Below are 13,436 nucleotides of genomic sequence, written 5' to 3'. Positions count from 1 at the left end.
TGCGAATTATTGCCGCTGAATTACAACGGCTATCTCAGCGAATCCGTCTTGTTGTCGAAGCCGTTGTTCGTGAGGTCCTTGTCCTCACTCTCGGCCAGGGCCTTGTAGCCGGACGAGCCGGAACAGTTTGTCTTGGCGTAGAACTTGATGGTCCGGTTGTATTCGTTCTGCTGGGAGCTCGCCATGTTCCTGTACTCGGGTGGGAGGTTCCCGCAGACCCCGGGCGAGGGCATGATGATCCGGAGCGCGAGACCGCGGAAATCGTCGTGTTCGTACAGGCACAGGCGGTTGTTGGCACAGCGGCCTGCGGCGTCGGCGCGACTGTCGATGACTTCGACGGTCAGCTCGTTGGCAGTGGGTTCGATCGGGTCGTCAGTCGCCTGGGCGGCGGGACCCAATCCCGCGAACCCGACGACGCCGAGCGCCAGGGCGCTGATGACGAGAGCTGCTTTTCGCTTCATGTGCATTTCCCTTCCTTGACCTGTCGACAAGGGGGCAATCGCGATGAGGGCAGCGTGGTGCCACCCTCCAGATCAGCTTCTCTGGGCCCCCTTGAGAAGCTGACTGGAAAGTTATCCTGAATTCACAGGAATGGTCAATATCGACATTACGATGCTGCATTCACGCAGCGCCGTTATGCGTATGCGCAAACAGGAAATAGGTTATCTTCGGGCATGACGAAGGCGCCATTGTGAACACTGTAATCGCAAGAGTAATACGTGCGCAAGATGTTTACTGTGTGCACATCAGTGCACAGCGTAAAAGCCCGAGGTGGTAGCCGCGCAGCGGCTAGGGAAGCGGGCGGGCGCCGCGGAGAAACTGCTCGACCGCGGTCTCCACGAGTCCGTCGAGCAGTTCCGGGTCGACGAGGTTGCCGTTGATGAGCGCGGCGATGCCCTGAAGGGTCGCGAACAGGACGATCCCGATCCGGGCCGTGTCGCCCGCCTGGAGCATGCCCTGCGCCTGCCCTTGCAGGATCAGTTCGATCATCAGCCCGAACGGCGCCTCGGCCGCCTCGGCGATCTGCTTCGCGTCCGGCCGGTGCTTGCTCGTGTACATCAGCTCAAGCAGCGCCGCGTTGTCGGTGGCGAAGCGGGTGTACGCCATCATCGCGGCCCGCACCCGGGACGGGAAGTCGTCGCCCGCGCCCGCCATCGCGGTGCGCAGCGTGGTGTCCAGGCGGGCGAATCCGGCCACGGCGAGCGCGTCGAGCAGCGCCTGGCGGTTGGGGAAGTGCCGGCGCGGGGCGGCGTGGCTGACGCCGATCTCCCTGGCCAGATCGCGCAGCGCCAGCTGGTCCGCGCCACTCTCGCGCAGGACGCGTTCGGCCGCGTCGAGCAGGGCGGCGCGGAGGTTTCCGTGGTGGTAGGGGCGCTCGTCGGTTGCTTCTGGCACAGGCAGAGGCTAGCACAATGTGCCTGTTGACAACATTGTTGTCGGTGCCTACTTTGTAGTCCATGACAACATTCTCTGCTTCCGACGTCCCGTCCATGGCCGGGCGTACCGTCGTCGTCACCGGCGCGAACAGCGGGATCGGCCGCGCCGCCGCCCGCGTGCTCGCCGCCAAGGACGCGCGGGTGGTGCTCGCCGTACGCGACCTCGCCAAGGGCCGGGCGGCCGCCGCCGGGATGACCGGCCGCGTCGAGGTCCGGCGGCTCGACCTCGCCGACCTCGCCTCGGTCCGCGCGTTCGCCGAGGACTTCACCGAGCCGGTCGACGTGCTGATCAACAACGCGGGCGTCATGATCCCGCCGTTCTCGCGTACGGTCGACGGGTTCGAGCTCCAGTTCGGGACCAACCACCTGGGGCACTTCGCCCTGACGAACCTGCTGCTGCCGCGGATCAGGGAACGGGTCGTCACCGTCTCGTCCGGCGGGCACCGGGTGGGCTCGATCGACTTCGACGACCTCGGCTGGGAGCGCAAGCCGTACCGGGCGATGGGGGCTTATGCGCAGTCCAAGCTCGCCAACCTGCTGTTCACCTCGGAGCTCCAGCGACGGCTCAGCGAGGCCGGCTCAACGGTGATCGCGACCGCCGCGCACCCCGGGGCGTCGGCCACGAACCTGCTGCGGTTCGACGGCCGGAGCCGCGTGCGGTACCTCGTGATGAAGGCGGCGGCCGGCCTGCTCGCGCAGAGCGACGACGACGGCGCCCTCCCGACGCTGTACGCGGCCGTGGCGGACATCCCGGGCAACAGCTACGCGGGCCCGCGCGGTTTCCTGGAGACACGCGGCGCACCGAAGCTGGTCGGCCGCTCGGCGAAGGCACGCGACGCCGAAGCGGCGCGGCGCCTGTGGGAGGTCTCCGAAGAGCTGACGGAGGTCACCTTTCCCCGGCGCTCTCTCCAAGCGGCCTGAGCGGTCCCCGCTTCTTGAGTTTGGTCGCGACCAGGGCCGGGCCAGGAGCCTTGACCGATACCTTCTTGCCCCGGAAGCGCACCCCCGCACCGGGCTCCATCGGACACCGGCGGGGTCCTTGGCGGGGAGAGCGCCGGCGGCCGCGAGCATCTTCTTCACGTGGACGGAGCCCAATCAACAGGAGATCACTCGCGTAAGGTCAGAACGTGGACAGTTCTCTCTTCGTCCTCGTCGAGGACCTGCGCGGCGAAGGCGTCGGCAAGGTGCTCGACCGGGTGCTGGGGTACGGCGTGGCCGGGGTCACCGTCGGGGCCGTCCACCACGGTTCCCGCGACGTCACCCCGCACGGGCCGTCCAAGCTGACCTTGCGGCACGACGGCGCCCACTTCGCCGTGCCGGACGACCTGTTCGCCGGGCTGCGCCTGGTGCCGCCGGCCGGCTACACGGACGCCTTCGACGGTCTGCTCGCGGCCTGCCGTACACGGGGGCTGAAGTTGCACGGACGGGTGGTGTTCCTGCGCAACGGCACGCTCGGCGCCCGGCACCCCGACGTGACCGTGCGCAACTGCTTCGGCGACCGCGGCTACCTGACCGACCTGTGCCCGGCCCACCCCGACGTGCGGCAGTACGCGGTGGCGCTGGCCAGGGCCGTCGCCAGGCTCGGAGTGGACAGCGTCGTCGCCGAGGGGCTGCACTACCGGCCGTTGCGGGCCGAGCGATCGTTCGTGCCGCTGGGGCCGATGGACGCGTACCTGATGGCCCTGTGCTTCTGCGACCACTGCGTGGCACGGGCGTCCGCCCTCGGCATCGACGCTCACGCGGCGCGCGAGGAGTGCGCGCGGATCGTCGGCGGCGTCCTCGACGGCGACCCGCCCGCCGAGGGCGAGGTGACCCGCGCCGCCCTGAGCGCCTACGCGGGCCCCGACGTCGTCGCCTACGCCCGCGCCCGCGCGGAGACCGTCACCTCGCTGGTCGCCGAGGTAGCGGAGGCGGTGACCTGCGAACTGGTCTTCATCGACCCGACCGGCGCCGTGAAGGGCTACCGCGACGGCCTCCCGTCACCGGCCCTGGCCGCGCACGACGCCTGGCTGCTCGGCGTCGACCCGGCCGCGCTGGCCGACCTCGTCTCCTCCTTCGCCGTCCTGGCCTACGCCCGCGACGCCGCCAGGGTGGCCGACGACGTGCGCGCCTACCTGCGCTCGGTCGGCAAGCATCGCGAGGTACGCGTGGTGCTGCGCCCGGGTTACCCCGACAACGACTCGGCCGACCGCCTGACCGCCAAGGTGCGCGGCGCCCGCGCGGCCGGCGCCCACGCCGTCGACTTCTACGCCTACGGCCTGGCCAGCCACCGGGTACTCGACCGCATCCCCCACGCGCTGTGTCCTCCTGCGCCGCCACCAGTCCGGTGAGCAGTATGTCGAGGGCCGCCTCGAAGTCCTTCTCCCGGCCGGTGTCCGGCACGGCGGCCGGCAGGCGGCTGAAGTGGGGCGGCCGGGCCGGGTCCGACGCGCTCGCCTTCTGGTTCGGCCTGACCACTATCGTCGTGCCGTGCACAGACAAGGAGACCGTATGACCACCGCGCTCATCGTCGGCGATCTGCAAGCGGGCATCGTGGACAACTACCCCTTCGCCGCCGGTGTGCTTCCCGTCGTGGAAAAGGTGATTCCCGCGGCCAGAACCGCCGGAATCCCGGTGATCTTCATCCGGTTCGGGCTGCGGGCCTCAGGTCTCGACGTGTCGGCGGGGAACCAGGTGATCAGCGGCCTGCACGGCGCGGGGACGCTGTTCCACGCGGAGTCCCCCGAGACGCTCGTGCACCCGCGCATCCAGCCGTTGCCCGGCGAGGCCGTCGTACTCAAGCACCGCGCCAGCGCGTTCGCGGCGACCGACCTCGACCTGATCCTGCACGCCCAGGGCATCGACTCGCTCGTGCTGACCGGCGTGGCGACCGGGGCGATGGTCGCCGCCACGTTCTACGACGCCGCCGACCGCGACTACCGCCTCACCGTGCTCGGCGACTGCTGCGCCGACGGGGAACCGGACGTGCACGACTTCCTGGTCAACCGCCTCTTCCCGGCCAGGGGCGCCGACGTGCTCACGGGCGAGGAGTGGATCGCCCGCCTGTGACCATGCTCCGGCTCCCCGGGATGGCCTGACCTTGAGAGGAAACGCAGTGCGGATCGCGACAGAGCACGGCCGGATCTTCCGCGAAGCTTGGATCGCCGGGGTTCACCGGCACTTCCCGGGTGAGCCGAAGCCCGGCTACGTCACCCCGTGGGAAGACACACCGGAGTGGGAGCGCCAGGCAGCCGCCGCGGTTTTCGGGCAGGTGCGGGACTTCATCGAGGTCAGCGGCGGCATGGCGGCACGCCTGACCCGTGCGCAGAAGGGCCGCTTCGTCGCCCTGTGCTGGATCGCCCAGATCCACAAGCACATTGACGAGCCCAAGCCGTCCTACGTGGCCGACTGGGAAGAACTGCCCGCGTGGCAGCGGGAAACCGACGCCGACATCTTCGAACGCATCGAGCAGGAGCGCTAGGGCCTCTTCAGGTGCCCAGTCGCCTCACCCGGGCTTGCGCGCCCGAGCGGAGCGAGGACCATTGTGGGGGGCGCTGAGGCCCCCCACGTGTCACAGTCCGGAGCCTCACCCAGCGCGAAGCGCCCCTCTGAGAGGAGCGGAGGCCCGAGCTAGTCGGGGCGGGGGGCCGGGTCGGCCGTTACCGAGCGGAGTAGGGGTCTGCTCAACGCTCCTGCTCCGATCACTCCCCCGAAGCCCAAGCCCACACACAGCACCAGCGTGATCAGGCCGTTCACGCTCACCGCGCCCAGCATGAACGGCATCGCGCAGAACGCGCCCACCGCGATCGCGCCACCACCCATCACCGTCAGCGGGATCAACGTCTCCGCCCGCCTTGCCTTGTCCAGGACCGACAGCGGGGTGCCCGCCAGGCGCAGCAACGCGTACGTCTGCCGGCGGTCCAGCACCGACGACGCGGCCGTGATGCCCGAGCTGGCGATCGCCACCAGGAACGACACCGACAGCACCACCACCGTCCCGGCTCCCACGTCGGCGAGCATCTGCATGCCGAACCGCTGGTCGTCGGCCTCGGTGGTCGGTGTCCTGCCGGGGGTCAGGCCGTCGAGGGCCGTCCTGGCCCGGTCCACTACCGCGGCGTCCGCGGTGGAGCCCAGGGCGGCTACGACGACCTTCTTCTCGGCCTTCACCGTTGCGGTCACCCCCGCTTTCGACAGCCGTTCCTTCGCCTGTGTCACCGCGTCCTGCGGCGAACCCGACAACACCGCGACACGCAACTGCGCGGGCCCCGGATCCGACGAGAAGGCCGACGGGCTCAGCAACCCCAGGAAGCCTGCCACGAACCCGGTCAGCGCCACCCCGCTGACCGTGCGCCAGGCCGAGCGCGGGTCGTCCACGAGCCGCCGCCCGGCCAGCAGTCGTGCGGGACGGCGGGCCGAGCCGGCCGTGATCCGGCCGATCAGGGCCACCACCCATGGCCCGACCAGGTTGATGCACAGGAACGCCAGCCCGATCACCACCGCGATCACGCTCACGCTCGTGCTCCTGCTCAGCAGGGGAACGACCGCCAGCACCGCGACCAACGCCAGCACACGGAAGAACCGCAGCCCCGGCGGGGTCTCCCGCTTGGCCACCCCCAGCGGGCTGACCACGACCCGGCGCAGTCCCACCACCGCCGACAGGCCGACGAGCAGCGGCACCGCCACGAGCGTCGCGGCCAGGACGAGAGGGCTGGGCCACAGGTCGGACAGGTACCAGACGCCGCCGCCGATCTGAATGCGCGACAGCAGGGGTACGGCCACGCCGTACAGGATGGCGCCCGTCAGTGCGCCGGCGAAGGCGACGATGATCGCCTCGGCAACGGTCATGGCGGCGACCTGCCCGGGGGTGGCGCCGATGAGCCGGAGCGAGGCGAGGCGCTGGTCCCGGCGGGCGACCGTGAGACGGGCCGCCGCGCCCCCGAACACGAGCAGCGGCACGATCATGAGCACGGTCGCGATCAGCGCCAGGACCTGGTAAGCCTCGGCCTCCTCCGACGCCGCCCCCGCGAAAGAAGCGATCTTGGTGGGTGGCGAGCCCACGATCCAGTCGTCGCTGCGCGGCGCGGTCATGGCGGCGGCGTCGGGACGGTGCCCGATGACGGCGACCAGCTCACCGGGATGGACGAGCCCTTCGTCGCCGATCTGACCGGCGACCTTGGGATAGCGGCCGGCCAACTGGTCGGCGGGCAGTTCCTTGACCAGAGCGGCCAGCGCGGGCGACAGCCACGCCTCCCCGGGCGCGGGAAAACGCGGCAAACCAGGCGGTGCAGGCACCACCCCAGCGGACGCCACCCCAGCGGACGCCACCCCAGCCGGCACCGCCCCAGCGGGTGCCACCCCAGCCGGCACCGTCCCGGCGGGCGCCACTCCGGCTGCCGCCTTCTCGGGGGGCAGCGCGGCCAGGTCGACGACGGTGATCTGCCGGTCGCGGACGAAGTCGTGGCGCTGGGCCTCGATCGCCACCGCCCCGGCCTGGGCGGCGACGGGGTTGCGCCAGGCGCCGCGGTCGGCGCGGGCGTCGAAGGCGAAGTTGGCGGAGACCGCGAACAGCAGCAGCGCGGTGGAGATGGCCACGGCGCCGAAGGTCAGCCAGGTGCCGAGCATGCCGCGCCGGCCCCCGCCACGCAGCAGCCGCCAGCTGAGCGCGAGTGTGGTCTTCATCCGTGCGCTCCCCGGAGTGCCAGGATGTGGCCGTCGCGGACCTCGACCGTGCGGTCGCAGGCGGCGGCCACGTTGGGGTCGTGGGTGACGACGATGAGCGAGGCGTCGTTGTGCTTGGTGGCCTGGACGAGCAGGCGCATGGTGTCGTGGCCGGTGTTCTGGTCGAGCGCGCCGGTGGGCTCGTCGGCGAAGACGACGGCCGGCTTGGTGACCAGCGCGCGGGCGATCGCGACGCGTTGCGCCTGGCCACCGGACAGTTCGCCGGGCCGCCGGGTCTCCATGCCCTGCAGGCCGAGGGGGGCGAACCATTCGCGGGCCTGCCGTACGGCCTGGAGGCGGGTGACGCCGCCCAGCATGAGCGGGAGCGCGACGTTCTCCTCGGCCGGCAGTTCGGGCAGAAGCTGCCCGAACTGGAAGACGAACCCGAAGCGGGTACGGCGCAGCGCGCTCCGCTGTCGTTCGCCCATGGCGTCGATGCGCTGGCCGAGCAGGTGCACCTCGCCGGAGTCCGGTTTCATGATCCCGGCCAGGCAGTGGAGCAGGGTCGACTTGCCGGAGCCGCTCGGCCCCATGATCGCCACAGCCTCGCCGGCCCGTACCGCTATGTCCACGCCGCCCAGCGCGACCGTCTGGCCGAATCGTTTGGCCAGCGCCCTTCCTGCAAGCACCTCGTTCATGGGGAAAAGCTTCTCGATCAACCGGGGGGCGGCGGATCGGCCGAGCGTCCGGTTGCCCCTCGGCCGAACGGCTGATTCTAGAGTTGGGGCCGTGACTATTCGCGTACTCATCGCCGATGACCAGGAACTCGTGCGCACGGGCTTCAAGATGATCCTCGACGCCCAGCCGGACATGGACGTGGTGGCGGCGGTGGCCGACGGGGCCGACGCGGTCGCCGAGGCCAGGCGGCTGCGTCCCGACGTGTGCCTGCTCGACATCCGCATGCCGAAGCTGGACGGGCTGGAGGTGACCAGGGCGCTGGCGGGCCCCGGGGTGGAGAACCCGATGCGCGTGGTGATCGTCACCACGTTCGACCTGGACGAGTACGTCTACGGCGCGCTGCGCGCGGGCGCGACGGGTTTCCTGCTGAAGGACAGCGGCCCGACGCTGCTCATCGAGGCCATCAGGGCGGCGGCGACGGGCGACGCCCTGGTGTCGCCTTCGGTGACGGTCCGGCTGCTGCAGCACCTGGCCCAGCCCAAGCGGAGCGCCGCGCAGCCCGACGAGGCGCTGACCGAGCGCGAACTCGACGTGGTACGCCTGGTGGCCAGGGGCAGGACGAACCAGGAGGTGGCCGGTGAGCTGTTCGTCTCGCTGTCCACGGTAAAGACGCATCTCGGGAGCATCCAGTCGAAACTCGGTGCCCGGAACCGGGTGGAGATCGCCGCATGGGCGTGGGAATCCGGTGTGGTGAGCTGATTAATTCCGGGGCCCGCGGGATACAAGTTAGGGGAGAACCCAGCGCATGGCCCGGGGGGAGAACTACGTGCGGGCTGTCCAGACACCACCCACAGGGGCTGCCTCCGCCGTCTACCTGACGCTCGTCATCCAGGTCCTTTCCCTCGGGGCCCTGGTCGTCTTCGAGCAGGTCCGCGGCCGCAGCCTCGCCGGGCAGATCGCCGCGCTCGGCGGCGAGGCCAGAGGCTCGCAGGCCGTGGTCGGCGCGGTCACCGTCTTCGCCGTCCTGATGATGTTGCTGGTCGGCACCACCGTCGCCGCCGCCATCGCCTACCTGACCTGGCTGATCCGCGCCAGGCAGGTCAACGTCCCCACCGCCCCGGCGGCTCCCGTGCTGGCCGCGTGGCTGGTGCCCGGCGTCAACCTGGTCGCCCCGTTCGTCCTGGCCGACGAGGTGTGGCGGAGCGCCCGCCCGCCCTTCGACCGGCGCGGGCGCTGGCTGGGGCTGCTGACGGCCTGGTGGGTGTCGTGCCTGGCCGCGGTGTTCCTGGTGGCCGCCCGCCTGCTGGACACCAGCGTGGGCGAGCTGACCGGGCTGGGGCTGACGGAGCTCGCCGTGACGCTGCTGGCCGCGGTGCTGTGCGCGTGGACCGTGCGCGACGTCACCGCCATCCAGCGTTCCCTGCACGACAGCCCGCAGGTACGCCGCCTGCCGCTGGCACGTCCCCGCCCCGCCCGCCACGCCGCCTCCGACGTGGCCTCCTGAAAGACGTGGCCTCCTGAAAGCGGGTCAGACGGCGATCTGGGTCGGGCCCGAGCTGCCCTGGCTGGCGTGCCAGAGCTTGCGGGGCGGGTTGGCGGTGATGGCCGGGCCCAGGTCGGAGTAGGGCGACAGGAGGAAGCCGTTGGCGTACTCGATCCGCCGGCCGCCCACGTTCTCGCGTTCCTCCGGCGTCTGGGCCAGCAGCGCCCTGACCGCGTCGACGCCCTGGGCGCGCCACAGGCGGTCCAGGTCGACGAGGTCCCAGCAGTCCACGGCCCGCATCGAGATCGCCCGCGGCCCGGTGCGCCTGATCACGCCGCGGGCCACCATCAGCCAGGACCCGAACACCGTCGCCGCGCACCGCCCCTGCACCGACTCGAAGAACGTCAGGTCCACCGGCCCGGTCGAGTCGTCGAGCGTGGCGAAGATGACCCGCTGGCCGGAGCGTACGGCCGGCGTCTGGGTGGCCACCTTGACCCCCGCCACCAGCACCTCGGCGCCGTTGCGCTGGTCGAGCAGGTCCTGGGAGCGCACCACGCCGATCAGGTCGAGCAGTTCGTCGTGGAAGCGGATCACGTGCCTGCTCACGTCGATGCCGAGGATCTCCAGTTCAGCCTCGACCATCTCGCTCTCGGTCATCTCGGGCAGTTCGCCGGGCGCGATGTGCTCGGTGAACCCCAGCGGCAACTGCACGGCGCTTCCGGCTTCCGGCTGGTCCGGAGGCGCGGAATCAGGTATGCCGGAAGGCAGGCCCCCCGGCAGACGATGGCCGCCCGGTGAACCCGGTGGGGTCGCGGCGCCGTTCTGCCGGGGGGCTGTTCTGGGGGTGTAGCCGCGCCGCCGGCGCGGCGCGGTGGTCGCGCCGGACGACGAGGCGCGCTCCAGCACGCCGGTCTGGGCGATCAGATCGCGCCTGGTCAGCTCGCCCGCGCGCCAGCGCTCGCCGCCGGGGTGCAGGTCGTGCAGGGCGTCGAGGCCGCCCACCTGCACGATCCGCTCCATGGTCGGCCGCGCGGGCCGCGCCCGGTCCCAGAAATCGGCCATCGAGGTGTACGGCTGGCCCGCCACCATCCGCTCCACCTCGGCCTCGCTCACCCCCTTGACGGCGGAGAACGGCACGCGCAGCGCGTACCCCTTGCCGATCTCGGAGATCTTGAACTCACGCCGCCGGTAGTCGCCCAGGTCGGCCGGTTTGACCCGGACCTTCAGGCGTTCGACCTGCCAGTCCTTGCCGGACTTGTTGATGTCGAGCGGCAGGATGGCCACCCCGCACTGGCGGGCCTCGTCGATGATGACCCGCTGCGGGTACATGCCGGGCTCGTGGGTGAGCACCCCGGCGAAGAAGGCGGCCGCGTGGTGCCGCTTGAGCCAGGCCGACTGGTAGGTGGGCAGCGCGAAGGCGGCGGCGTGCGCCTTGCAGAAGCCGAAGGCGCCGAACGCGTCGAGCACCTTCCACGCCTTCTCCACCTCCTCGTCGGAGAAGCCCCGCGACTTGGCCAGCGGGACGAAGTGGCCGTGCACCTTCAACCGTCCCGCCTCGGTGGCGAGCGTGCGCCGCATGCTCTCGGCGAAGTGCAGGTCCTTCCCCGTCATCACCGAGATGATCTTGAGTACCTGCTCGTGGAAGACGACCACGCCGTGCGTCTCCTTGAGCGCCTCCCGCAGTTTTTCGTGCGGATAGTACGGCTGCCGCCACCCGTGCCTGGCCTCCAGGTACGGCGTGACCATGTCGGAGTTGACCGGCCCCGGCCGGAACAGCGAGATGTCCACGATCAGGTCGTGCATCGTGCGCGGCTCCAGCTTGGCCACGAGCTCGCGCTGCCCCGGCGACTCGATCTGGAAGCACCCCAGGGTACGGCTCGCGCAGATCATGTCGTAGGTGGCCGCGTCGTCGTGGGGCACGGAGTCCAGGTCGACGTCGGCGTCGTCCACCCGCTTGATCTCGCCGAGCGTGTAGGCCATGGCCGACTGCATGCGTACGCCGAGGACGTCGAGCTTGAGCAGCCCCGCCTCCTCGACGTCGTCCTTGTCGAACTGCGACATGGGGAAGTCCAGGAAGCTGCGCTCGACCGGCGTCACGTCCTTGAGCCCGGCGTTGCCGATCAGCACGCCGCAGGGGTGCAGCGCGATGTGCCTGGGCAGGCCGTCGAGCTTCTCGGCCAGCCGGAAGACCCGGTCGAGCCCGGCCTCGCCGAGGCGGCTGTCGCGCAGTTCCGGCAGGTCGCTGAGTGAGGCGGTGATCTGGCGGGCGCGGATGTGCGGGAAGGCCTTGGCGATGGCGTCGATCTCGTGGGGCGGCAGGCCCATGGCCGCGGCCACGTCGCGGATGGCGCTGCGGGCCCGGTAGGTCTCCATCATCGACACGCAGGCGACGCGGGCCTCGCCGTACTCATCGAAGATGGCCTTGTAGCAGTCGAGGCGGCGGGCGGACTCGACGTCGATGTCGATGTCGGGCAGCCCGATGCGGCCGTGGGACAGGAAGCGTTCCATGAGCAGGCCGTGTTCGAGCGGGTTCACCTCGCCGATGCCGATGAGGTAGTTGACCAGGCTGCCCGCTCCGGAGCCCCGGATGGCACACCTGATATCCATTTTTCGGATCATGTCGGTGATGCCGACCACTGCCACGAAATATCCGGACAGGCGCTTGCTTTCGATGATCGCCAGTTCCTCGTCCAGCCGCTCCCTGGCGTCGCGCGAGCCCTCCAGCCCGCGCGCGTGCAGGCCGTCCTCCACCCGGTGGCGCAGCAGCGGCACCGGGTCGCCGCCGATCTCCGGCAGGTGCAGGTTCGGCGGCTCGCTCCGCAGCGCCAGCATCGAGACCGGGTCCACCGCGCAGGCCTCGGCGAGCTGCCGCGTGGTCAGCAGCAGCCGCCCGGCCCGCTCGCGGTCGGCGCCGGTGACCTTCAGCGCCACCTGCCACATCTCCTTGGTGCTCTTGAGATAGGCGTGCGAGGTGGGCCTGTCCAGGTGCCGGGGGTGCAGCGGGACGAGCTGCCTGGCCGCGTCGAGCACGTCGCCGACCTGGTGGTCGGCGGGGTCGAGGTAGCGCACCGCGTTGGTCAGCACCGCGGGTACGCCGAGCGACTCGGCCAGGGCCAGCATGCGCACGGCGGTGCCGGAGTCGCGGTAGCCGTACTGGTCGACCAGCTCGATCGCGATCCCGGAGACCATGGAGCGCCACAGGTTGAGCAGCACCCTGGCGTACTCGTCACGGCGCTCGGCGACCGCCCTGCCCACGTCGGAACGCGGGCCGAGCAGCACGACGAGCCGGTCGTCGGCGCCGAGTTCCGCCAGCAGTTCGCGGGTGATCCACGGGTCGCCGCGCTCGCCCATGTGGTGGGCGGCGGTGACCAGCCTGGCCAGCCTCGGCCAGCCGCCCTTGCGGGCCAGCACGGTGACGCGGTCCTCCGCCATCGGCCCGGTCTTCGGCCGCCCACCCGAAAAGCCACCACCCGAAAGGCCGCCACCGGAATGGCCACCGCCGGGGAAGCCGCCACCCCTGGAGCCGCCTCGGGAGCCGCCTCGGGAGCCGCCTCGTGAAGAGCCGTCTGAAGAGCCGCCGCCGGCAGAACCGGAGAGATCAGCGCCTGCGGAGCCCGGGGGCGCGTCCCAGAAGGACAGATCGGGACCCGGCGCGCCCGCGTAGATGTCGGGCCGCAGCGCCAGGTTCACCCCGAACACCGCGCGCAGCCCGGCGTCGGCGCAGGCCTGGGCGTGCTTGACCGCGCCGTAGAGACCGTCGCGGTCGGTCAGGGCGAGGACGTCCATCCCGTGTTCGGCCGCGCGGGCGGCAAGCTGCCGCGGGAAGGCGGTGCCGTAACGCATCGAGTAGGCGGAGCTGACGCTGAGGTGCGGGAACGGGCGCGCCATCAATCCCACGCCCGCAGCAGCAGCCAGCCACCGCTGGCGGTGTCGAAACGGAGCTCGTAGGAGCCGGTCTCGCGGCCGGGGCTGGCCTCGACCCGCCAGAACTGCCGTTCGCCCGGATCCCCCTCGCTGGTCTTCCACCACTCCCGGGCCACGACCCAGTGGTCGAGGACGCGCCGGACGAGGTAGAGGCGGTCACGCCAGACGAATTGGGTGGGTTGCCCGTCGCGGGTCCACACCTCGATCGGATCGCCATAGAGTCTGCTCAAGACGCTTCTTCTCCCCGCGGCTCTGGTCCTTCGGTGAGCCACCCGGGG

General features: G+C 70.8%; 13 protein-coding genes. 7 read left to right on the top strand and 6 right to left on the bottom strand.

Translation table 11 applies throughout. The features are described 5' to 3' along the window. Window positions 1-29: 29 nt before the first annotated feature. Both ACFWYW_RS27615 and ACFWYW_RS27610 read right to left on the bottom strand, forming a co-directional pair. A complete protein-coding gene (locus tag ACFWYW_RS27615; protein ID WP_379614823.1) occupies window positions 30-461 on the bottom strand; it encodes a peptidase inhibitor family I36 protein in 432 nt (143 codons plus the stop codon). Between the two features lie 328 nt (window positions 462-789). Further along, window positions 790-1,395 carry a TetR/AcrR family transcriptional regulator gene (locus ACFWYW_RS27610; RefSeq protein ID WP_379614821.1) on the bottom strand — a complete coding sequence of 202 codons (606 nt, stop codon included), beginning with the start codon at window positions 1,393-1,395 and terminating at the stop codon, window positions 790-792. A gap of 62 nt (window positions 1,396-1,457) precedes the next feature. Here ACFWYW_RS27610 and ACFWYW_RS27605 point away from each other — a divergent pair, with 62 nt between their 5' ends. From ACFWYW_RS27605 to ACFWYW_RS27585, 5 genes are all read left to right on the top strand, one after another. After that, entirely contained in the window at window positions 1,458-2,357 is a 900-nt protein-coding gene (locus ACFWYW_RS27605; RefSeq protein WP_379614819.1) for an oxidoreductase, read from the top strand. Window positions 2,358-2,563: 206 nt separating this feature from the next. Further along, window positions 2,564-3,766, top strand: a complete 1,203-nt coding sequence (locus ACFWYW_RS27600) for a hypothetical protein (RefSeq protein ID WP_379614817.1) — start codon at window positions 2,564-2,566, stop codon at window positions 3,764-3,766. A gap of 5 nt (window positions 3,767-3,771) precedes the next feature. Beyond that, entirely contained in the window at window positions 3,772-3,930 is a 159-nt protein-coding gene (locus ACFWYW_RS27595; protein ID WP_379614815.1) for a hypothetical protein, read from the top strand. After that, entirely contained in the window at window positions 3,927-4,484 is a 558-nt protein-coding gene (locus ACFWYW_RS27590; protein ID WP_379614813.1) for a cysteine hydrolase family protein, read from the top strand. Before ACFWYW_RS27595 ends, ACFWYW_RS27590 begins: the two co-directional genes overlap by 4 nt. A gap of 46 nt (window positions 4,485-4,530) precedes the next feature. Beyond that, window positions 4,531-4,896, top strand: coding sequence for a hypothetical protein (locus tag ACFWYW_RS27585; protein ID WP_379614811.1), 366 nt, complete (start codon window positions 4,531-4,533; stop codon window positions 4,894-4,896). A 149-nt stretch (window positions 4,897-5,045) separates the two neighbouring features. On the opposite strand, the gene ACFWYW_RS27580 is transcribed toward ACFWYW_RS27585, so the two are convergent. Then, window positions 5,046-7,094: an ABC transporter permease gene (locus ACFWYW_RS27580; RefSeq protein ID WP_379614809.1), complete on the bottom strand. Its 2,049-nt coding sequence runs from the start codon at window positions 7,092-7,094 to the stop codon at window positions 5,046-5,048. After that, on the bottom strand, window positions 7,091-7,771 hold the full coding sequence (locus ACFWYW_RS27575; protein WP_379614807.1) for an ABC transporter ATP-binding protein: 681 nt from the start codon (window positions 7,769-7,771) through the stop codon (window positions 7,091-7,093). The genes ACFWYW_RS27580 and ACFWYW_RS27575 overlap by 4 nt, the downstream gene beginning before the upstream one ends. Before the next feature lie 91 nt (window positions 7,772-7,862). On the opposite strand from ACFWYW_RS27575, the gene ACFWYW_RS27570 reads away from it, so the two are divergent. Together ACFWYW_RS27570 and ACFWYW_RS27565 are read left to right on the top strand one after the other, a co-directional pair. Further along, window positions 7,863-8,510 (top strand): response regulator, encoded by a 648-nt coding sequence (locus tag ACFWYW_RS27570; RefSeq protein WP_379614805.1) that lies wholly within the window; start codon window positions 7,863-7,865, stop codon window positions 8,508-8,510. A 67-nt stretch (window positions 8,511-8,577) separates the two neighbouring features. Continuing rightward, window positions 8,578-9,255, top strand: coding sequence for a DUF4328 domain-containing protein (locus ACFWYW_RS27565; RefSeq protein ID WP_379614803.1), 678 nt, complete (start codon window positions 8,578-8,580; stop codon window positions 9,253-9,255). 24 nt (window positions 9,256-9,279) lie between these two features. Here the strand turns inward: ACFWYW_RS27565 and ACFWYW_RS27560 are convergent, their stop codons facing one another. Together ACFWYW_RS27560 and ACFWYW_RS27555 are read right to left on the bottom strand one after the other, a co-directional pair. Next, on the bottom strand, window positions 9,280-13,122 hold the full coding sequence (locus ACFWYW_RS27560; protein ID WP_379614801.1) for a DNA polymerase III subunit alpha: 3,843 nt from the start codon (window positions 13,120-13,122) through the stop codon (window positions 9,280-9,282). Next, window positions 13,122-13,388 (bottom strand): DUF6504 family protein, encoded by a 267-nt coding sequence (locus ACFWYW_RS27555; protein ID WP_379614799.1) that lies wholly within the window; start codon window positions 13,386-13,388, stop codon window positions 13,122-13,124. The genes ACFWYW_RS27560 and ACFWYW_RS27555 overlap by 1 nt, the downstream gene beginning before the upstream one ends. Window positions 13,389-13,436 lie beyond the last annotated feature (48 nt).

Source organism: Nonomuraea sp. NPDC059023, from assembly GCF_042740095.1.
Classification (GTDB): Bacteria; Actinomycetota; Actinomycetes; order Streptosporangiales; family Streptosporangiaceae; genus Nonomuraea.
Note: the sequence above shows the minus strand (reverse complement) of the source record. Positions and strands in the feature narration are given on the sequence as shown.

Coding starts and splice junctions, on each gene's coding strand:
- ACFWYW_RS27615 (WP_379614823.1), bottom strand. CDS start 461: ATGAAGCGAAAAGCAGCTCTCGTCATCAGCGCCCTGGCGCTCGGCGTC.
- ACFWYW_RS27605 (WP_379614819.1), top strand. CDS start 1,458: ATGACAACATTCTCTGCTTCCGACGTCCCGTCCATGGCCGGGCGTACC.
- ACFWYW_RS27595 (WP_379614815.1), top strand. CDS start 3,772: ATGTCGAGGGCCGCCTCGAAGTCCTTCTCCCGGCCGGTGTCCGGCACG.
- ACFWYW_RS27590 (WP_379614813.1), top strand. CDS start 3,927: ATGACCACCGCGCTCATCGTCGGCGATCTGCAAGCGGGCATCGTGGAC.
- ACFWYW_RS27580 (WP_379614809.1), bottom strand. CDS start 7,094: ATGAAGACCACACTCGCGCTCAGCTGGCGGCTGCTGCGTGGCGGGGGC.
- ACFWYW_RS27575 (WP_379614807.1), bottom strand. CDS start 7,771: ATGAACGAGGTGCTTGCAGGAAGGGCGCTGGCCAAACGATTCGGCCAG.
- ACFWYW_RS27560 (WP_379614801.1), bottom strand. CDS start 13,122: ATGGCGCGCCCGTTCCCGCACCTCAGCGTCAGCTCCGCCTACTCGATG.